The organism is Fictibacillus nanhaiensis, from assembly GCF_023715445.1.
GTDB classification, from domain to species: domain Bacteria; phylum Bacillota; class Bacilli; order Bacillales; family Fictibacillaceae; genus Fictibacillus; species Fictibacillus nanhaiensis_D.
Genome location: NZ_JAMBOD010000020.1, coordinates 1 through 21,875, shown reverse-complemented (window position 1 = coordinate 21,875; position 21,875 = coordinate 1). Strand labels below are relative to the sequence as shown.

The 21,875-nt window shown below is 40.7% G+C and carries 13 protein-coding genes; 10 read left to right on the top strand and 3 right to left on the bottom strand.

Translation table 11 applies throughout. From position 1 onward, the window contains the following. Positions 1–332: 332 nt before the first annotated feature. Positions 333–1,238 (bottom strand): accessory Sec system S-layer assembly protein, encoded by a 906-nt coding sequence (locus M3196_RS21245; RefSeq protein ID WP_251324292.1) that lies wholly within the window; start codon positions 1,236–1,238, stop codon positions 333–335. A 12-nt stretch (positions 1,239–1,250) separates the two neighbouring features. Next, positions 1,251–3,620 carry an accessory Sec system translocase SecA2 gene (gene secA2, locus M3196_RS21240; RefSeq protein WP_251324291.1) on the bottom strand — a complete coding sequence of 790 codons (2,370 nt, stop codon included), beginning with the start codon at positions 3,618–3,620 and terminating at the stop codon, positions 1,251–1,253. Positions 3,621–3,817: 197 nt separating this feature from the next. On the opposite strand from secA2, the gene M3196_RS21235 reads away from it, so the two are divergent. From M3196_RS21235 to csaB, 9 genes are all read left to right on the top strand, one after another. Further along, positions 3,818–4,822: an acyltransferase gene (locus M3196_RS21235; protein ID WP_251324290.1), complete on the top strand. Its 1,005-nt coding sequence runs from the start codon at positions 3,818–3,820 to the stop codon at positions 4,820–4,822. A 124-nt stretch (positions 4,823–4,946) separates the two neighbouring features. Further along, positions 4,947–6,035 (top strand): S-layer homology domain-containing protein, encoded by a 1,089-nt coding sequence (locus M3196_RS21230; protein WP_251324289.1) that lies wholly within the window; start codon positions 4,947–4,949, stop codon positions 6,033–6,035. A gap of 167 nt (positions 6,036–6,202) precedes the next feature. Then, a complete protein-coding gene (locus M3196_RS21225) occupies positions 6,203–8,140 on the top strand; it encodes an S-layer homology domain-containing protein (RefSeq protein WP_251324288.1) in 1,938 nt (645 codons plus the stop codon). A gap of 147 nt (positions 8,141–8,287) precedes the next feature. Further along, complete coding sequence (locus M3196_RS21220) at positions 8,288–10,228, top strand: S-layer homology domain-containing protein (protein WP_251324287.1); 1,941 nt, start codon at positions 8,288–8,290, stop codon at positions 10,226–10,228. Positions 10,229–10,680: 452 nt separating this feature from the next. Further along, positions 10,681–11,418 (top strand): WecB/TagA/CpsF family glycosyltransferase, encoded by a 738-nt coding sequence (locus M3196_RS21215; protein ID WP_251324286.1) that lies wholly within the window; start codon positions 10,681–10,683, stop codon positions 11,416–11,418. Beyond that, on the top strand, positions 11,411–12,991 hold the full coding sequence (locus M3196_RS21210) for a putative polysaccharide biosynthesis protein (RefSeq protein ID WP_251324284.1): 1,581 nt from the start codon (positions 11,411–11,413) through the stop codon (positions 12,989–12,991). The genes M3196_RS21215 and M3196_RS21210 overlap by 8 nt, the downstream gene beginning before the upstream one ends. Before the next feature lie 204 nt (positions 12,992–13,195). Continuing rightward, positions 13,196–14,266, top strand: coding sequence for a glycosyltransferase family 4 protein (locus M3196_RS21205; protein ID WP_251324283.1), 1,071 nt, complete (start codon positions 13,196–13,198; stop codon positions 14,264–14,266). 124 nt (positions 14,267–14,390) lie between these two features. Next, complete coding sequence (locus tag M3196_RS21200; RefSeq protein ID WP_251324282.1) at positions 14,391–16,316, top strand: DUF5693 family protein; 1,926 nt, start codon at positions 14,391–14,393, stop codon at positions 16,314–16,316. Continuing rightward, a complete protein-coding gene (csaB, locus tag M3196_RS21195; RefSeq protein ID WP_251324281.1) occupies positions 16,313–17,389 on the top strand; it encodes a polysaccharide pyruvyl transferase CsaB in 1,077 nt (358 codons plus the stop codon). The genes M3196_RS21200 and csaB overlap by 4 nt, the downstream gene beginning before the upstream one ends. Positions 17,390–17,646: 257 nt before the next feature. Here the strand turns inward: csaB and M3196_RS21190 are convergent, their stop codons facing one another. Next, positions 17,647–19,530, bottom strand: a complete 1,884-nt coding sequence (locus M3196_RS21190; protein WP_251324280.1) for an LTA synthase family protein — start codon at positions 19,528–19,530, stop codon at positions 17,647–17,649. A 188-nt stretch (positions 19,531–19,718) separates the two neighbouring features. Here M3196_RS21190 and M3196_RS21185 point away from each other — a divergent pair, with 188 nt between their 5' ends. Continuing rightward, complete coding sequence (locus tag M3196_RS21185) at positions 19,719–21,617, top strand: FAD-dependent oxidoreductase (protein ID WP_251324279.1); 1,899 nt, start codon at positions 19,719–19,721, stop codon at positions 21,615–21,617. The last annotated feature ends 258 nt before the right edge of the window (positions 21,618–21,875 follow it).

The following is a 21,875-nucleotide window of genomic DNA, read 5'->3' as shown; positions in this document are numbered from 1 at the left end:
CATCTGTCCCAAATGTAGAAAATCGAGTTGATGTATCCATATGATATCCCCCTTCTGGAATAAAAGATGACTTGATTATCACATGAAAGAACATCCAGAAAGAAGGTGTCATTTAATTGACGCTTACTGAAATCTCACGAAAATTCACCTTAATCTCACGAGTTTATTACATATACTCGCAAGCCGACAATGCTCGACACGCCGCTCCACACCAACAACCCGCAACACCCAGCTAACACACCTAAACCCCAACCCCATACAAAAAAACCAACCCTCAAATGAACTCATCAAAATAAGTCTCAAGGATTGGCTTCTAAAAGCTACATATATGATTAATTCTGCTGTTGCGGCGGGTAAGCCTTCCACACAGAAAGATCGATCTCTTCCTTCTTCACTAACGAACGAGGGAAGATGAACGTCCACGGTTTGCTCGTGTTTGCCTTCACTTCAAAGTCATTCAGCGCAAAACCGCCTTTCGCGATAACCTCACCAGAAGCATCCACCACTTCAAGCGGCAGCTGCTGCAGCTGGATGTTTTTATCCGAACCGTTGCGGATCAGCATCGTCACATGCAAGTTTCCATCATCAGACTTCTTAGCCTGAAGACCCATAAAGTTTACTTCACCAGGCTTCGGTGCCGCCATTCCGTCAACGAGCTGATGCAGCCTCGCCTTGTCTTCCTCTGGCAGGCTGTTCGCCCAGCTCTCCTCCAGGTCCAAAGCATGTTTTTTCTGTGTCTTCAACTCGAACGCCAGCTTCCATCCAGTTTTAGGAAGCTCGCCATTCACAAGCAAGTCACCAGAACCAAAGCTGAACCGCCAAGGCACACTGCTTTTTGCCGGGATTTCTCCCACAACGGAAAGGTCAAACACTTTACGTGCCAGCTTTTCACCATCCGCCCCTAATAACAGTAAAGGCATCTCCTGCAGCTGAATTGCTTTACTCAAACTGTTGCGGACAAACGCTGTAACGATAACCGCACCCTCCGCTTCATCCTGTTTCAAATCCACCCCAGACAACGAGATCTGGTTCGGCTTTAAAGGGGAAAGCTCCAAGTTTAGAAACTGATAAACATACTTCAATTCCTGTGCCGGCTCATAGGCAGGGGAGTAGAATAGCTTTGTCTCCACCTCGTCCTCGGAACCTTGATCAACCGCTTCATTCAATAGTTCTTCAGAGGACACCGTCGTGTCTTCTCCTGTTTTGTTCAAGTTTTTTTTCTTAAAAAGAGAAAGCATGATAGGACCTCCTTATTGGTTCTTTTTTTGTTTTTTCGTTTCAAAAGCCTTCATTAACTGTGTCAGCTGGCGGATCGCTGCTTTATGAATCTTGTGGCGAGTGCCAATAAAAATCTGCAATCCTTCTTTTTCATAAATGCGCATCGGATTTTCTTGCCCGTAGCTGCGCAATCCGATTCCTTCTTTTAAGTGGCTCATCGCCTCCAGATGGCTCACCCATTCACGGTCCAATGTTGAAACTGTAAATCTCTTCAGCCATTGTGCCGTCTTTTCATCGGATTGCATGAAGGCTTCAAGTTTCTCCAGGTAAACAGCTAATTGTGACTTAATATCTTCCTGCAGTTCATAATCTTCCTGATAACGATCTTTTAAGAAAATGTGATTTCCATAGATCATCTTCAAACCGTTCTGCAGTTCAGCCAACGGCCATTCTTCAGGAAGCAAATCCTCTGTGATATGGTCGTTGTACACTTTTTCAACCGCTTCCTCAGCCATCTCTTTTACATAAGGGAAGACCTCTGCTTTTTCCAGAAGCTGATCACGCAATGTATAAATTATCGTGCGCTGCTGGTTCACCACATCATCCAACTTCAGCGTATACTCGCGGCTAGAATAGTTGAACCCTTCACAGATTCGCTGAACACGGTCCATAAACGCAACCGGATTCTGGTTTAGAATCATCCCGGCACCGTCCGTCTTCATTCCTTTTTGGAACTTTTCCAGCTCATCCCGGGCAAAACGCTTCACGATCTCATCTTCAATACTTACAAAAAATTGAGATCTTCCAGGGTCACCTTGACGACCAGAACGACCTTTCAGCTGGTTATCGATACGGCGGCTCTCATGACGTTCAGTGCCCAATACATAAAGTCCGCCAAGTTCCTTTACGCCTTCACCAAGTAAAATATCTGTTCCGCGTCCGGCCATATTCGTTGCGATTGTAATCTGGCCTTTTTGACCGGCAAGACTGATCAATTGTGCTTCCTGCTCTTCACTCTTTGCGTTCAAAAGCTGGTAGTTCAAACCTTTTTTATCTAGGTAAGATGCCACTTCCTCAGACTGAGCGATCGTCGTTGTTCCGATCAACACAGGCTGCTGCATCTCATGAATTCGCGCTACTTCCTCAGCAATCGCTTCATACTTATGCGCATGTGTCGCATAAACACGGTCCGTTATATCTTCACGCTGACGCGGTTTGTTCGGCGGAATCGGAACGACTTGCATCCCGTAAACTTCACGGAATTCTTTTTCCTCTGTTTTCGCAGTCCCTGTCATACCAGAAACCATTGGATACATTCTGTAATAGTTTTGTATCGTAATAGAAGCTTGCGTTTTATTTTCTTCCGTAACGGTAAGTCCTTCTTTTGCTTCAATCGCCTGATGAAGACCGTCACTATAACTGCGCCCTTCTAAAATACGTCCCGTAAACTGATCAACGAGCTCAACTTTTCCGTCCCGCACGATATAATCGACGTCGCGTTTCAGCATGATCGCTGCACGCAACCCTTGAAGAACGTAATGATAAAGCATCTGGTGCTCAAGTTCATACAGGTTTCCAACACCAAAGCAAGCCTCGATGCGGTCGATCCCCGCATCTGTTAAGCTAACGGATTTTGTTTCAGGGTCATACAGATAATGCTCGTCTTCCTTAAAACGCTTTACAAGCTGTGCACAAACATAGTGAAGTTCCTGGCTCACTTGTGTCTTTCCAGCTACGATCAACGGAGTTCGCGCTTCATCAATTAAAACGCTGTCTGCTTCGTCCAAAATAGCAAAATGATAGGGGCGTTGAACCTTTTGCGAAGGGTGCTGCACCATGTTGTCACGCAAATAATCAAAACCAAATTCGTTACCAACACCATATGTAATATCCGCTTTATAAGCATTTGCTTTGTCTTCTGGCGAGATCTGCGGTACGTTCAATCCTACAGTCAGTCCTAAAAAGGAGTGGATCTGGCCGATAAATTCACTGTCACGGCGAGCTAAGTATTCGTTTACCGTGATGACATGAACACCTTTTCCTTCTAGCGCACGCACATAAGATGGAAGGGAAGCGACAAGCGTTTTGCCTTCACCCGTTGCCATCTCGGCGATATTTCCTTCCAATAAAACAAGTCCGCCGATCAGCTGTACATCAAAGTGGCGCATGCCAAGCACACGTTTGGAAGCTTCACGTACAACAGCAAAAGCCTCTAGTTTTATGTCATCTATTGTTTTTCCTTCTGCAAGTTGCTCTTTATAGTAAATCGTTTTTGCCCGCAGTTCTTCATCTGTATATTTTTCAAAAATAGTTTCTAGTTCGTTGATTTGGTCCACCATTTTGGTATATTTCTTCAACGTTCTATGCTGTTCATCTATGATGTTTTTCAAGTAGGTCAACATCTTACTCTCTCCTTATCAAATACTGAAACTAGTATATCATAAGGATTTATAAAAATATCCAAAAATAGAATGATTTTGTCAAAAATGGTTAAATAATCTGCTGTTAGCAAAGAAAATATTGTCATATACCAAACCAATTTGTATGATTAAGACGAATTCATGAAAAATTTCATAATTAAAAGAAAGCAGGGAATACATTGATTCAATACGCAGATGCTCTTCGATCATTGGCTATCATGGCCGTAGTTATGATTCATGTTGTGGGTAATCTAATGGTAGTGGACATATCAAAAACGTGGTGGCTCGCCAATACGATTGATAGTTTCGCCCGATGGAGTGTGCCTGTATTTGTGATGGTGAGCGGGGCATTGCTGCTCGGTAAAGAAGAACCGCTTTCTGCATTTTTTAAAAAGAGAGCTTCTAAGATGATCATTCCGTTCCTTTTCTGGACTTTCTTCTATGAATTGTTTGCAGTAAGGACGAACCTTGAGTCGTTCTCGCTTGTTACAGCGATCAAGAATATTTATATAGGAGATGCTTTTTACCATTTATGGTTTTTGTACATGATTATTGGCATTTATTTTGCCACACCTTTATTTCGCGCCTTTGCGCATCAAACGAAACTGTTAATCTACTTTGTCGCGATCTGGTTTTTTATGTGCTTCGAAAATGTACTCTTTTATTTCACGTCCATGGAAATCGGGTTGAAGCTGGGGATGTTCTGGGGTTTCACAGGCTACTTCCTGTTAGGCTACCTCCTTGCTAAACATACATTGAGTAAAAAGTTGACGCTGCTCATCTATGCGGGCGGAGTTGTAGGGATGCTTGTTACGATCTTTGGAACGTATTTGGCGACATCCTCCAAAGGTTCACTCGATATTTTCTGGCTCGACTATTTGGCGCCGAATACCGTGCTGGTGTCAGCGGCCGTTTTCGTTTTATTTAAACATTCGTTTACCTATAATATGCCATTTTTGCGATCATTTGCTGCAGCAAGTTTCGGAATCTTTTTGATCCATCCTGTCTTTTTAGCATTCTATAAATCTGGTTTTTTTCAGGAACTCTTTGGTTTTGCTTTGCATAGCAGAACGATCCACGTGTTGTTCGGCATTCCTGTAACGTTTATTGTCGTTACCTTATCAAGCTATTTGGCAGTCGTTGTGCTGCAGAAAATACCTTTTGTGAAGAACATCGTCCCATAGGATATACTGGAATATTATTTTAAAAATATAAGTACTTAACATTTCCTCCTAAATATAGTAATATTAATTGTTGGAAAATAATTATTATTTTTCTAGTAATGTAAAAAATAGGAGGAAAAGAGATTTGAAGAAGAAACTTGCTAGTTCATTATTGGCGTTGTCCCTATTGGCAACACCGTTCGCTGGTCCATCTGTAAACGCGGCTGAATATAAGGATACGTATACATATTATGAGCCAATGGATATTGATGGTCACTGGTCGGAGGATATCATGCGCGAAATGCTGTATGCAGATATCGTGAAGGGAACGATCATGGAAGAACATCTTGGAGATGGGATCTATATCGACAACCTGTACCTGAATCCGGATAATCCTATCACTCGTGGCGAATTCGTTTCGTTTATTGTACGCGCATTGGAATTGCAGCCAAAGAATAAAACAGTACCTTTTAAAGATATCAGCAAATACTGGGGAAAAACGAATATCCAGATCGCTTATCAAAATGGTGTAGTTAACGGAACTACTGCTACAACATTTGAGCCTAATAAAAAGGTTACACGTGCAGAGATGGCAGCAATGCTTGTTCGTGCTTTCGAGAAAACGATAGAATTCGAGAATGGTAAACCAAGAGACTACAAAGATTTAAAGAAAAGTCACTGGGCGTATGATGAACTTCGTACGGTAAATGGCGTTGATATTATAACGGGTATGACTGCTGACAAGATCTCGCCAAATGAATTTGGGACTCGTGCTCAATCCGTTGTTATGATTTTCCGAGCTTTAAAAAAGGAAACAGCTAATCTTCCGACAAAAGAAATGCTTGAAACAGTCATTCTGGATAACGAGCTGAAAGGCAACGAATCTGTTAACGGAAAAGACTATGATTCTTTAAAAGAACTCGTTGACGTAAGACAGATGGGATTTGCTCATTCCTTTAGCCACCTTGTTATCGAGGAATTGTTCGAAACAGGTGAAGTGGAAATGCACGGTACGCTAACAGGAGATATTCATATTAACTATGAGGATGCTGAAGTGAACACACGCCTCGTAAAGATTGAACTGTCGGATGCCGTTTATGACATGGTGATAACGGAAGATGGAGAAACAATTGAATTCGAAAAAGACGCATCAGGTTATGTTTACCTGCGTTTAGAAGGTCAACGCTGGAAATTATATTCCTCTGAAGAACTTGAATATCAATATAACAAATAAAACTATTTTTTCTTTGAAACCTACCTATATATGGCAGGTTTCTTTTTTTTAGAATAATTGTATAAAAAAAGATAGTCTAAAAGATGCTAGAAAATTATGTAGAATATTGGTAGATTAATAGAGGATGTGGGAAACTTAGTAATCTTTACAATTTAGGGGGAATTATTGTGAAAAAATGGTTGGTGCTGTTCTTGTTGCCTTTCGTCTTATTGTTTAGCACAAACTCCATCAGTGCTGCTGACGATATTACGGGCCATCCTTTCGAGGCGGAAATGAGAAAGCTTATTGAACTGGGTCATCTGAAAGGTGAAGTCATCGATGGACAGACTTACTATTCACCAGACCGCAATGTAACACGCGCAGAGTTTGCGGTGTTGCTTGTACGAGTTTTAGAGGCTGAAAATTTGGAAGTCATCAACCCTAAGTCTTTTTCTGACGTAAAAGAAGGCGTTTGGTATCAAAAAGCTGTTCAGCAGGCTGTTGAAATGAATATCGTTACTGGGACGCCAGACGGCAAGTTTTTACCAAATGACCATATTACACGGGAAGCTATGGCAACGATGATTGACCGAGCTTTACAATATAAAGGCATCAATCTGCCAGAAGCAGAGTTGAAGTTTACAGATAAGGATAAAATCCAAGAATGGGCTGTAACATCTGTTAAACGCATGGTTTATGCAAAAATCATTCTTGGAAACACGGACAATACGTTCCGTCCTCAAGAAAAAGCGACAAGAGGAACGGCGAGTGCGTTCTTGGTGCGTATGTTGAACACGATGAAAAGTCCTCCGCCACCGCCAGTTCCAAACTTTTATTTGGCAACCGTAACAGCGGATGCAACAACAAAAGTAAAAGAATACGAAACATACGATCAAGCAAAAGCAGCAGCAACACAAAGCAACCATGTTGTTTTAAAAGATGAAAAGATCGTTTACATGAAGAGCGGGGTAGTATCGCCTGCACAGAAAGCTCCACTGGCTTCAACGCTCTTTACGAGTTCAGCATTTAGTGCACATCATTTCAACTTGGTCGCAGGAACAGAAACGGAATTCTTAGATGCAGGTGAAACATGGGTAAAAGTTAAGTTTAGCAACACCGTTGGATACTTTAAAATGAGCGAGGCTACGTTGCATCCAACTGTTACTTTGAAGGGCTACTCTTATTACAAAGTTGAAAACGGAAAGCTAAGCCATTATGTTTACAACGTGAATACAAATGCGTATGGAGTTTATGAATACGGCAGCAGTGGAAACATGCCGAACGGAACTTACAAAAGTGCTGACGGACATACGTTTAAATCCGTTTCAACAGGTGCTGTCTATGACAAGTACCAGTACTTCAATGTGATGCCGCTCTATACGAAAACGAGTTATACAGCAGAACAGTTAAACAATTTTGTAAAAAATAATAAGCCTTCTACAGTAGGCAGCACTCCTCTTGAGACGATGGGACAGGCGCTTAAAAATGTGGAAGCGAAGTACAACGTCAATGCGATGTACTTGCTAGCCCATGCAATTCATGAAAGTGCTTGGGGAACAAGTGCACTAGCAAAGGATAAAAAGAACTTATTTGGTTTGAAGGCGTATGATGGTGATGCTTATGAAAGTGGCGCATCTTTCCCGACTTACGAAGCATGTCTGGAAGAGTTAGTCACTGAATACTTAATTAAACCTAATTCCGGGTATTTTGTGGAAAGCTGGAAAGCGAATGGAGAGGTTCTTGGAAACAAAGAACTTGGTATGAACGTTCGTTATGCTTCTGATCCTTACTGGGGACAAAAGATTGCCGGTTTCATGTATAAAATGGACAAATATTACGGCGGACTTGAGCGAAACAAGTATCAAATTGCTGTAACGTTATTTGCTGGTACAAATGTAAGAAGCGATACAACAGCAACTACATCTACTAACAAGCTTTATCCTATAACAAAGGTAGGTACTCCAGTACTCGTCTTAGCGGAAGTTCAGTCACGTACAAACGAAGGGAACTGGTTCCAGATTGCACCTGAAAATCTGAACGGAGCTAATTATCCTAAGGCATACGTGTACAGCGATGGATATTCACAATATGGTACGAACATGAGAGTTTTACCTTTAGCAGAATAATATTTTAGTAGCAGGCTATTGAACCTTGATTTCAATAGCCTTTTTCTTTTGTCTAGGAAAATATCATGATTAAACTGGCAAACTTTGTCTTTCGTTTGATAGAATGGTAGAGGGAAAGTGGGAAAAAATTATTTTGGAGGGGAAATCTTGAAAAAGTTTTTGTTTTTGTTTGTATTACCGTTTTTACTCCTTTTTAGCTTGGGAATGCAAACTGCAGCTGCAAATGATGGGTTGGACAATGAACAATTTAGAGATGAAATGAGAAGACTGATCGAGTTGGGAATTTTAAAGGGAGTGGAAGTGAACGGTCGTATCGATTACATGCCAAAAGAGAATGTGACACGTGCACAGTTCGCGACGTTTATGATCCGTACTCTTGGTGAAGAAGATCTAAAGGTGGATGCTCCTAAAAATTTCTCGGATGTTAAAGTGAAGGATTGGTTTTATGTAGAGGTTCAGCAAGCTGCCCAATTGGGGATCGTTAACGGGAGAACGGATGGGACGTTTGATCCGAACGGAACAGTAACTCGTGAGGAAATCGCGAAAATGATCAGTAAAGCCTTTGAATATAAGGGAATCACCTTACCTCAAAAAGATATCTCTACATATAAGGATGTAAACAAGGTAAGTGATTATGCGAAGGTGCCGATCGCTCAAATGACAGGCGCAGGAATCTTAAACGGGTACAACAATTTTCTTGATCCAAAAGGGAAATCAACTCGCGGCATGACAGCAGCCTTTTTGGTTCGCATGCTGGATGTGTTGAAGAAACATGAAGAGCCAGCTGAGCCGAAATTTTTTGTCGGTACAGCGACTCCTGACCAGACGGTAAAAGGCAAGGAGTATCCGAGTTTTGCTGATGCTAAGGCAGCGGCAACGGGTGCAAACGATGTTGTATTGAAAGATGACAAAATTGTTTACATGAAGAAGGGGCAGGTGACGAACAGCTCCCTTTCCGCAATGGTCGATATTGATGATCAAGCAGGGTACAATCTGATCGGTTTGGAGAGCGGTACTGCGGCTGAGTACATCGAATCTGACGAAAATGTTGTAAAAGTGAAATTCGGAACAAAAACCGGTTTTATCAAAATGGAAAAGGCGCATTTGATTCCAGAAGTTCAGATAAAAGGGCAGAGCTATTATGAAGTGGAAGGTGAGTATTTGTATCACCATACCTTTAACTCCCGTACAAATAGCTATTATGCACCGTATAAGTATGGCAAGAGTGATTCCGACATGCCTGATGGCGAGTACTACAGCGATAATGGCAGTTTGTACACGAGCAAGGCAGATGGGAAAACATATACGGCTTATCAGTATTTTAATATGATGCCGCTATATACAAAAACTTCTTACACAGCTGAAGAACTGAATCAGTTTGTGAAGGAGCATAAACCGGATGGAATCGGAACGTCGGTTCTTGAGACAATGGGCGAAAAATTTAAAGCCATTGAGAAGGAACATAACATCAACGCGATGTATCTATTGGCGCACGCCATCCACGAAAGCAAGTGGGGTACGAATGAAAAGGCGATTGCAAGAAAAAATCTTTTCGGAATTGGTGCACAAGATGGAACGGACGGATTGACTACGTTCGACTCATATGATGCGTGCTTGGATTCGTTGGTGTACAACCTAATAAAAAAGAAGGAAGATAATTATTTTCTTGAATCTTCTTACCGATACAACGGCGCATTTTTAGGAAACAAGGATCTGGGAATGAACGTATTTTATGCCACAGATCCGTATTGGGGCCAAAAGATTGCAGGCTTTATGAACCAAATCGATGAAGAATTAGGCGGCAAAGAACGCAACAAATACGATATTGCCGTTACACTTGTAAAAGGCTTTACAACGAAAGTCCGGAGCACGCCATCCGTAGCTAACAACCTTTTATATGAGTTAACGAAAACAGGTACGCCAGTTTTAGTACTGGATACGGTTCAGACGGAAAAGGAAGGGACTTGGCTTGAAGTTGTCCCTAAGAACCTCAATGGTGCAGATTATCCAAAAGCGTATATCTATAGCCATGGTGGTCCAGCGGCATATGGGACAAAGAACATGGAAATATTGGAGTTGGCTGAATAAAATTTTTTGTGCTTGACTGAAGGGAATGAGGTTGTTCCCGCTGGTCGGGCTTTTTTTTGTTGTGTTTTACGGGGTGTGGGGTTGTCGAGCGTTGTCGTGGGTTGTCGACTCGCGAGTATGTGGTGAATTTCTGTGAGATTATGTAAATAACTCGTGAGAATACGGCACTAATTTGTGAGATTATCCGTGATTCGTGATTTTCGTGAGATTAAAAGTCCCATGCTTAAATTAACTCCATAAAGGAGCAGTTTTGCTTCCAAAACTGTACATCATTAAAAGAAATACTGGATAATTCAACCACCTCCCTCAAAAACTAATATGGAAGACGACCTAATATAAGGTGAAACATATAGTTTCATACCTTTTTATGATATATTTATTAGTGTTTTACTTAAAATAGGTAAACTTTGCTAAACTGCAAAAGTTAATTAAGGAAAAAGTGGTGACATTCATTGAAAAATACAGTTCGAATTTTAGGTGTAGATTTCGTAAATTCAACATTAAAAGACTTCTTAAATACATTAAGCGGACATCTTGAAAGAGAAGAAAAGACGTTTGTTGTAACAGCTAATCCTGAGATCGTGATGAAGGTTCGAGAGGATGCAAATTATCGCGCAGTAGTTGAAAAAGCGAACTATGTAACAGCTGATGGAATTGGTGTTGTAAAGGCAGCAGGTCTCTTAGGAAAACCGCTTCCTGAACGTGTAACAGGTTTTGAAACGTTCACAGGACTCCTGCAGATTGCGAACGAAAAAGGCTACAGTGTCTACCTGCTGGGTGCCCAAGATGAAGTGCTTCAAAAAACAGTAGCAGAAATCATGAAACAATATCCTAACGTGAAGATAGCAGGGGCTCACCATGGATTCTTTGATTGGAAAGATGATCATATTCCAAACGAGATTCAACGTACGAAGCCTGATCTTATTTTTACCGCATTAGGGGTGCCTAGACAGGAGCTTTGGATCGGACAGAATATGGATAAGTTTGAAAAAGGAGTGTTCATGGGAATCGGCGGATCATTCGATGTACTTGCTGGAGCGGTTCAGCGTGCACCAAAAGTATGGCAAAAAATGAACTTGGAGTGGGCTTATCGTTTATTGAAACAGCCATCCCGTTGGAAACGCCAGCTTAGTCTGCCGCATTTTGCATTAAAAGTTATCCAGCAAAAGGTGACGGGCAAGCATGAGTAAAAATACGTTCATCAGGGGAGCACTCATCTTAACGATAGCGACCTTTTTATCTAAGTTTTTAGGTTCTGTTTTCCGTATTCCGTTGCAAAATATCGCAGGAGACGATGTTCTTGGGATTTTCAGTCTCGTATACCCGGTTTACATGACAGCACTTATCTTATCAGTTGCCGGAATTCCGATTGCGATTTCAAAATTAATTTCAGAAGCTCGAGCAAAAGGCGAGGATACTGAAATCCGGAACATTTTTAACACTGCCGGGATCTTAGCGATCATATTCGGTATTCTCTCTTTTAGCTTTTTATATGGATTTTCCTATCAGATCGCAGAAATCCTAGGCGGACAAGAAACAAGAAGCTCACTTATTGTTGTGTCCATTACACTTTTAATCGCCCCTTACATGGCCGTTTACCGCGGGTTTTTCCAAGGTTACGAGGATATGAAGCCAACTGCTTATTCACAAGTGATTGAGCAGTTTATTCGGGTGGCACTCGTAATTGTTGCAGCTTATTATTTTGTTTCGATTCAAGCTAACAACGAAACCATTGCTGCAGGTACGATGGCTGGTTCAGCAATTGCAGCACTTATTTCTTTAATTTTTTTACGAATTCTTTTTCAAAAATCGAAACTAAAACCGGGCTCGAATCGTCCATATACAATAGAGGCGTTTAAATCGTCGAGTAAACACATATTAAAGCTTTCTCTGCCGATTTGTGTAGGTGCTTTGACGATGGCATTGTTGAATGTTGTTGATTCATTGACCATTCCTTCAGCGCTAAAAATGGCAGGGCATACAGCGAAAGAAACCTTTTACTTAAACGGTATTTATGCACGTGGCACATCGCTTGTCCAGATTGCCACTGTATTCTCAACTTCAATTGTTTTGCCGTTAATCCCATTAATTACGGGGAAAATAGCCAAAAACGAGATGGAGGATGCGAATAGAGTAATTAAACGCTCGTTTAACTTGACGCATTTATTCTCATGGCCTGCAGCAGTAGGGATTGCTGCTTTAACACTTCCTTTAAATATTGCGCTTTTTACAAATGATGAGGGAAGTTTGGTTGTTGCAATCGTGAGCTTTAGTTCAGTGTTCACATCACTAGCTGTCTTAGGTACAGGAATTCTTCAAGGGATTAACCGTCCGACAGCAGCAGCGGTCATTATTGTGGCAGCTGCAATTGGAAAGGCACTACTAAACTTTATGCTGATCTCTCAATACGGACTGTTAGGTGCAGCCCTTGCTACTTTAATCATTTACATCGTCATTACGGTAGCAAATGCGCTTGTTATTAAACAAACGTTTAAATTACCTCTAGTAAACCGTTCGATATTAACCTTTACGATCGGAAGTTTGATTATGGGAATTGCTATCGGTTATCCAACATTGTTGCTCGATCTTACCGGGCGTCTTGCAAGCTTATTGTATGCAGGTGTTGCGATAATAATCGGCGGTGCGCTTTTTGCGGTTTTCATTTTACTGACAAAGGGAATGACAGTAGAAGAATTACAATCTTTACCGTTTATCGGGAAGAAATTGGTTCGATTTGGCAGGGTTTCAAAAAATAATGCGTAAGTCTTTAGAGGAAACTAAATATAGCAGAAAAACGCTTTCATTTTTTTAATAAATTGTTAACGAATTTCTCACACAAAATCAGATTTATCTGTGCTATAATTTTCTCTGTGTATAAAATTAAAAGTTGATTTTTGTCGAAATCAAACTCAATAATAAAATGCGTTTTACAAACAATAATAATCACGCCAATTGGGGAGTGTAACTATGACTTACTGGGCATTGTTAATATGTTTCATTGCGTCGGTTCTTTTGACACCGGTCGTGAAAAGGTTCGCCTTTTTCGTTGGTGCAACGGATAAGCCCAACCAGAGAAAAGTTCATCAAAAAATCATGCCGCGTCTAGGCGGTTTAGCCATATTTATCAGTTTCATAATAGGAGTTCTAATTGTACAGCCAGCGAGCCAATATACGGTTCCGATTGTACTCGGAGCACTCGTTATTATCATCACAGGTGTTTTTGATGATATTTTCGAGCTTTCCCCAAAAGTGAAACTGTTAGGGCAAGTCATTGCTGCCGGAATCGTAATCTACGGCGGAGTAGAAGTTCATTTCATCAACTTGCCATTTGATTATCGGTTAAGTCTTGGGTTCCTTGGGATTCCTTTAACACTGTTATGGATTATCGGAATTACGAACGCCATCAACTTGATTGATGGACTTGACGGTCTTGCCGCTGGTGTATCATCGACCGTTTTAATCACGATTTCAGGAATGGCGATTTACAACGGCAATGTTCTAGTTGCTGCTCTTGGAATCATCTTACTGGGAAGCACACTCGGATTTTTGGTTTACAACTGGCATCCAGCGAAGATTTTTATGGGAGACACTGGAGCGCTATTCTTAGGATACATGATTGCTGTTCTTTCTCTGTTAGGATTTAAGAACATTACATTATTCTCACTCGTTGTACCAATTATCATTCTTGGCGTTCCGATCTCAGACACATTGTTTGCGATCATTCGCAGATTCTTAAATAAAAAACCATTATCTGCACCAGATAAATCACATTTACACCACTGCTTATTAAACAGTGGAATGTCTCACCGACAGACGGTACTTGTGATTTACGCGATGAGTGCCTTGTTCGGACTCGCAGCAATACTGTTCAACTTAACAACACTTTGGGGTTCATTGTTAATCCTTTCCGTTCTGTTGCTGATCACTCAGTTTATCGCTGAACGAATCGGATTGGTCGGAAAAGATCACGCGCCTGTTAATAAATTTTTAAGAAAGATTTTTTACGGACTTAAAACGAATCCGAGAGTCGGAAAATAAAAATGAAGAAGGACATCAGTTAGCTGGTGTCCTTTATTTTATGGCGTTCATCTCCCTGCTTTATAAGAATGCCGATATTAAGGTAAAATAAAATCACCACGACCTGTGAAAGGAATGTTCTTTGTTGAAAAAAGTATTATTCGGCCTAATGATTGTATCCTTGCTGCTCACAAGCCCCATGATCTATGAACGTGTTCAAACCGAGTCAGCAAATAATACATATGAAGTGATGGTTCCGTATACGGACCTTGAAGAATTAAAAAGAGAAGATATATCTGAATCTAAGATTTATGAAGGTCTGAAGGAAGCACAAGTTCATGCGATCACCCTTGAGCCTGAGAACTTAAGATCCTTAGAGACGCAAGGTATTGTTGCTGTCCTGAAAAAAAGTGATATGCAAAACTATTTTGCATTAACCAACAATTTAGATTCAGTAAAAATTCCAACGAATGATGGAATATTCGTAAGCTACCTTAAAGAAGGTCATAGATCGGAACCTCATTTACAACGTGCATTTAAAGATAAGATTTCATCATTTACGGCAAACGGCCAAAAGTTTTATTTTATTGAAGGAAAATCTTCGGATGATCCCAAAATTGAGGATAAATCATTAGGCTATTTTAATACAGATGCATACCAGGAGATAGTTTCAAATGGTTTTCAGGTAGTACCACGCATCAGTAATGAATATTCTTCAGATGAGAAAGAAGGACATTCCCATAATGATCAGCTTGTTCGGCAGTTATTGAAGTTTCCGAAGAATGAAGTAGACAAAGTCCTTTTTATCGGAAAAGAAGTCGTAGGTTATGACGGAGCCGGCAAAGACAAAATGATACAGTACGCCAAACAATTAAAAGCCAATGACTATGATGTGGTTACCATTGAAGGCACGGAGCAAAAGGGTATACAAACTTTTGCGAAAGCGATGGATTATGACGTTGAACGGTTGTATAGTCACAAAGATACAAGATTCGATGAAACATCTGAAAAACTTGCACGTGGTTTAAAGGAACGTAATATTCGTACGTTTCTAGTGAAAGTGGATCGTGAGGAAGACAAAACAGCCGAAGATGCATTGAATCAATTGACAAAAGAGATCAAAGAGTTTCATGCCGAGGCGCCTGGATATTTCAGTATCGGTGAAGCCCAGCCGTTTAAAGACATGAAAGAATTTAAGTTCTTGCAGCTTTTCGCTTTCTTGGGTGGCTCAATTTATATGGCCTTTGCTGCAGCATCTGTTCATAAGAAACTTACGATGCTTGCCTTAATAGGTGGTCTAGTAATATCGGCAGCCTATCTGTTTTCAGGAATTAGCATGCTGCTAAAAGGGTTTGCCCTGCTTGTTGCAGTTGCTGGACCAATCTGGGCAGTCTTGCGCGTTAGACATGTTAAGAATTTAAATAAACTCTTTCTAAACTATCTCATTTCAGCGGCTATCATTTTTATGGGTGCCTGGTTCATCTCCACCTTGCTTTACGGAGATCCTTACCTTTATAAGCTTGAGGAATTCAGAGGTATTAAAGTTCTGTTGGCATTACCGATTTTAGTAACAGTGATCGTATTCGCTATTCAAATTAATCACGCTTCTTCACTACGGAAGTTTGTAGGCTACATCAATAGTCCGATCCGTTATTCACACGTAATCATTTTCGGAATCGTAGCTGTAATCGGAGCGTACTATTTAAGCAGATCAGGGAACCAGGGGACAGCGACCACATTGGAGCTGGTGTTCAGAAGCAAGCTAGAACAGCTTATGTTTGTTCGTCCGCGTACAAAAGAATTCTTGATCGGTTTCCCATTCTTTGTGTTTGGACTATACTTATTCCGCAGATACGCAGGAATCGCAAGTGCTTTTTTAGTAATTGGTGTGATCGGATTTGCATCCATGATGAATACTTTTACACACCTGCATATTCCACTCATGTTGTCCGTTCTGCGTTCCGTTTACGGTCTTGTCATCGGATTAGTGATTGGGCTTGTCATGATTGCCGTTTATAAAGCAATAAAGGATAAATTGTACCCGTACGTACGTGAAAGGTGGATACAATGAAAGTAGTTTTATCAGGGTATTACGGATTTAACAATATTGGGGATGAGGCGATTCTTCTATCGATTATCTCCGCATTGAAGGAACAGAAGCCAGATATCGAGATCGTGGTGCTGTCTAACAATCCTGAATATACAAAGAAAACTTATGGGGTTGATGCCATCAATCGCTGGCAGATGAAAGATGTTCTTGCCGTGTTGAAAACGTCCGATGGATTAATCTCTGGCGGTGGAAGTTTGCTGCAAGACAAAACGGGCATGAAGAGTATCCCGTATTATACAGGAATCATGATGCTCGCACGGATGGCTGGGAAGCCGTTCTTTATCTATTCACAAGGAATGGGGCCGATCGATAAATCAGTGAGCCAGTTCTTGACGAGAATGATGCTGAAAAAAGCAGGGAAGATTACACTGCGCGATACAGGATCTATCCAGTTGTTAAAAGATATCGGTCTGCGTAATGAGATGGAGCTTGTTCCGGATCCTGTGCTTGGGTTTCATTTGGATGAAGCAAAGTCTGACTGGTATGAGCAGCAAGCTTTTACGAAGCCTGTTTTAACGGTTTCTGTGCGGGAGTGGCCGACAACTAACGATTTTAAAAGAAAGATTGCTGAAGCACTCGATGATTTTATTCGCAAAGGGAACGAAGTAGTGTTTATCCCGATGCATGATAAGCATGATGATGATACTTCCCGTGAGATTTTAGCAATGATGAGTGAAAAAGCGTATGTTGCGCCTTATAATGCTTCAATCGAAGAGAAGGTATCGATCATTGGACTTTCCGATATGCTTTTAGCAATGAGACTTCACGCGTTGATCTTTGCAGGGATCATGAACACGCCATTTATCGCACTGTCGTATGACCCGAAGATCGATGCATTCTCCGAGCAAGCGAACCAGCCGGTGTTTGCTCATATTGATGGGGAGTGGACGAGCGAAGAGCTGGCTGAAGCTTTAAGTCATCATCTGGAGGCATTGCCTCGGGAAAAAGAGAAGCTGCGTAGTGCTGTTGCGCCATTAACAGCAAAAGCAAAAGATACAGCTAGACAGGCGATTGAGTTGTTTGCTAGATCATAGTGTGGAGAGTGGCCCTGTTAGGATGCTGAAGGCGTTCTGGCAGGGTTGTTTATTTATCGTGGATTTGTGTCGAGCCGGGAGAATATCGTAATTTTCGTGAGATTAAGTGAAAATCTCGCGAGTTTAAGATGATTTCTCGTGAGAATAACCACAAAAGCTGTGAGATTAAATAAAAAGGGCTCTGCAAACGGATTTTTGCAGAGCTTCGTTATAGAACATATCCTTCTATTTGTGTAAATGTACACTATCTCAATATCTTATTTCTCCGGCAGTGACTTTAAATAGGCATCCGATAGGCCTAATAACTGTAGAATTCGATCGTAATCCTTTTTATACGGAGCATGTGGCACCTTGGTAGCTGTTTCAAGTGTCAATGCTTCTCCGTCATCAAATGATTTTTCAGGCGTAAAGACAATTTCTCCATTAAAGAACGAACCGGCAGGCATATAATATCGCATTCCGATCAAGTTTTCCTTATGATTCAAAAGGTCCTGGCCAAAGTGAACATAGTCTTTCAATGAAACGCCGAGCAAATTCGCGAGCGTTGGCATCATGTCAAGCTGACCGGCTAGCTGATCAGAAGTCATTCCCTGATCTGTAATTCCTGGTGCAGTAATAACAAATGGTACATTGAAGCGGTCGATCTTCGTGTATTCATGTCCAAGAAGTTCTTTTAAAATTTCAGGATCTTTCTCCTTAAACATCGTATGGTGCATGCCCATATGGTCTCCGTAAAAGGCGAGTACGGTGTTCTCCCATATTCCTTCAGCCTTTAGCTGTTCAATAAACTTACCTAAAACCATATCGTTATAACTTATTGCTTGAATATATTTGCCGACAATTGAATTCTTGTATCTTTCCGGCAGATCAAATACATCTTTATCCGCAGGGATCACATATGGGTGGTGGCTTGTCATCGAAACGAAATGGGCGTAAAATGGTTTATTTTTCTCGTGCAAACCTGTTAATAACGGCATTCCTTTATTAATCAGCACTTCATCCGATGGACCAAGCCCGATAAGATCTTCTTTTCCAAAAAACTCCAGCGCGTAATACTTGTCAAAACCAAGTGAAGGATAAAGCTCAACTCGATTCCAGAAATCAACTTTATCCGCATGAAGTGTGAAGGATTCGTAGCCTTCCTTTTTCAGAAGCTTCGGCATGCTTGGAAAAGCTTTCTTTTCAAAGAAAGTAGACGTCGCAACCATCCCAGCTGGGTAGAGAGAGGTGTTGGCAATGAACTCAGCATCCGACGTATTTCCGGCACCCGTTTGCTGATAAAGGTTATTAAAATAAAAACTGTTCTGTATCAGCTTGTTCATATTTGGCGTAACTTCTTTCCCATCGATCTTCAAGCCGATCGGGAAGTCTTGCATGGATTCGAACTGAATCAGTATCAGATTTCGCCCTTTTGCAGCGCCAAAATAGTTGCGTTTCGAATCCGGGATTTCCTTGATTCCTTTTATTTCGTTTATCTTATCTTGAATGGTTTCTTCATTTTTCAACTCTTTATCTGAAAGAGCTGAGGCCTGCGGAAGACCGCCGTTTGGTCCGTAATACGCTTGCAGCGCTTCGTAATTGAAGATCCCTTTTGTTTCTGCAGCCAATGCAGAATTTGTGATGATCTCATCTTTATGAAGAAACAAATTTGCAAGACATACTGCAAAAGATAGTACCAATAATGGTGAGATCACTTTAACTTTTGAAAGTTTAAAATTAGAACGTAAGGGTATCTTTCTTGTTAAAAGTATCCCAATCATCAAAATAAAATCTAAGTACAAAAGGAAATACTCAGGCTGAATCAGCTGTGTCACACTGTCTTTTACAGCTCCTACTTGTCCGGCTTGCATTAGGGCATAATAGGTGGGAATGTTGCCGAAGTAAGAATGATAAACAGCAATCCCAAAAAACAGTGTTGAGAGCAGTATGTTTAATAGGAGATAAAGCGGGAATTTCAGTTTATTGGTCGCTATGTACTCAATTAAGCATGCGAAAAGAAGGATATAGCTAAGTTCAAGAGTAATAGTATCCAATAAATTATTATTCTGAAATAATATATATCGAACAAAAACAGCTTTTAAAGCCATCGAAATTGTAAATATAAAGAAAATAGTTCCAAAAAATGCTTTTCGTTGTTGCAAAACAGCACCCCCGTTTTTAAACGTTTGTTTAACAAATTATAACCATCAGGTCTTTAATTTGTAAAGAAACGGTATATGTTTTGTAAAGGGTATTCGCTAAAAAACGACAAAATTAGTTATATACTGGGTAATTTTTGTCTGATATACTAATTTTATGTTAAATTTTAGTTACAAAGGATGTTGTGGGGATGAAAAATAAAGGTTGGATGAGATGGGCAGTATCAGGTGGATTGCTGATCGTACTGGTACTGGCATTTATTTTTATAAAAAAGATTTATCCGTATCCTGAATCGATTGCGACTACAGGTACTTCTTCAGAAGTAAAACTGGATGTAGAGCCATACGAAACGCCGGCAATTCAGGAAGAGTACGATGTTATTGTTGTTGGCGGTGAGCCTGAAGGGGTGGCTGCAGCGGTTTCAGCAGCAAGAAACGGTTCAAAAACATTATTGATCGAACACCGAGACGGTTTAGGTGGTTTGTTTACATATGGCGCTTTAAATTTTCTTGATGTAAGTCATGATATTAACGGCAACTGGGCAAACCAGGGGACATTTTTAGAATGGTTCAAGTTGGTTGATAAAAAAATCGGTTTTGATATCGATGTTGCAAAAGTTGCATTTATGAAAATGGTGCAAGATGAAAAGAACTTAACTCTTTCATTAAATACAAAATTAAATGATGCGGTAATGGACGGAAATACACTCACAGGCATCACTTTTACAACAGAAGATGGCAAGCAAAAAACGGTTTCAGCAAAACGCTTTGTTGATGCTACTCAAGATGCAGATCTAGCAGTAAAATCAGGCACACCGTACTTTAAAGGTGGAGCTGATATCGGCTTAGAAGATCGGAAAATGGCGGTTACCCTTGTTATGCACTTTAAAGGTGTAGATTGGGCGAAATTCACACAGGCATCCAAGGATGGCGTTTTTGGCGGTGGTGAGGTTCATGGGAATGTAGCTTGGGGCTACGGAAAATTCCACCGTGTGTATAAAGCGAATGATCCGATGATGCGTTTAAGAGGGTTAAATGTAGTCCGTCAAGAAGACGGGACGTTATATATTAATGCTTTGCAGATCTTTGGTATTAATGGGTTGCTTGATAGCGATAAGGAAAGAGCAATCGAAATGGGTAAAGAAGAAACAAGACATATCTTAAAATATCTACAAAAGAACTTCCCGGGTTTTGAGAATGCAGAAATTGCAAGCTTCCCCGAAGAATTGTATGTAAGGGAAACACGCCATGTTCTGGCTGAATATCAATTACCAATGACAGATGTATGGGAAAATAATGATCACTGGGATTCAATCGGGTTTGGAGCTTATCCTGTAGATGTTCAAGCAACTTCTCCGGCTGATTATGGATTTGTTGTTTCCGCACCAGAACAATATGCTATTCCGTTCCGTTCTTTAGTGCCGCTGAAGACGGATAATCTTCTTATTGCGAGTAAGGCAGCTGGTTACAGCTCGATTGCGGCAGGGAGTGCACGTGTTGTACCAGTTGGGATGACGCTAGGTGATGCAGCTGGTGCAGCATCAGCCCTTTCCATTGAAAATGCGGTTACTTTTAGAAAGATGTCTCAGGATAAAGAGTTAATCAAAGAATTACAAACTACCTTAAAAGATCAAGGCGCAAACATCTATCCGTTTAATGTTGATTTTCCTTATAAAGGCGAGTGGTTCTATAATGAAATTAAACCGCTCATCAACTACGGTCTGATTTTCGGGGGATATAAAAACGAATTCCCTGTAAAAAAACCAATTAGTGAAGGTGCTTTCGGGAAATTAATGAGTAACGGTGTGAAACATATGCTGTCGGACCAAACACAAGAATTTAGAACGAAAGAAATGAACGAGTTGATTGGGGAAGAAACAGATATTCTAACTCGAAATAAAGCAGCTCAAATGATTCTGGTACTCAACAACACAGTGGTATCCAATGAAGATGCTTGGGATGTAGCGATTGAAAAAGGATTTATTGATGAAACGCTGCAAAAACGTCTGAAAAATGATAAAAAGTTACAGGGCAGTGAAGGGTATTATCTAGCTGCACATGCATTAACGATGATGCAGAAAAAGAATTAAATAAGGTTAAAAGCTGATAGAAGAGGGTGAAGTGCCCTTTTGTATCAGCTTTTTTTTGTGGATGAGAGGGACTTGGTGGAGTGTCGGGAATGTCGAATCGCGAGTATATTGAAATTTTCGTTAGATTGCAGGATGATGTATAAAAGTATGTGTAAGCCTTTGCAGTAGACAAAAAGAAAAAGACAAAGTACTCTCGGTTTGTCCAGAACCTTTGAGAGGAGACTTTGTCTTTTGAATAATTCTACTATAAACCAACAA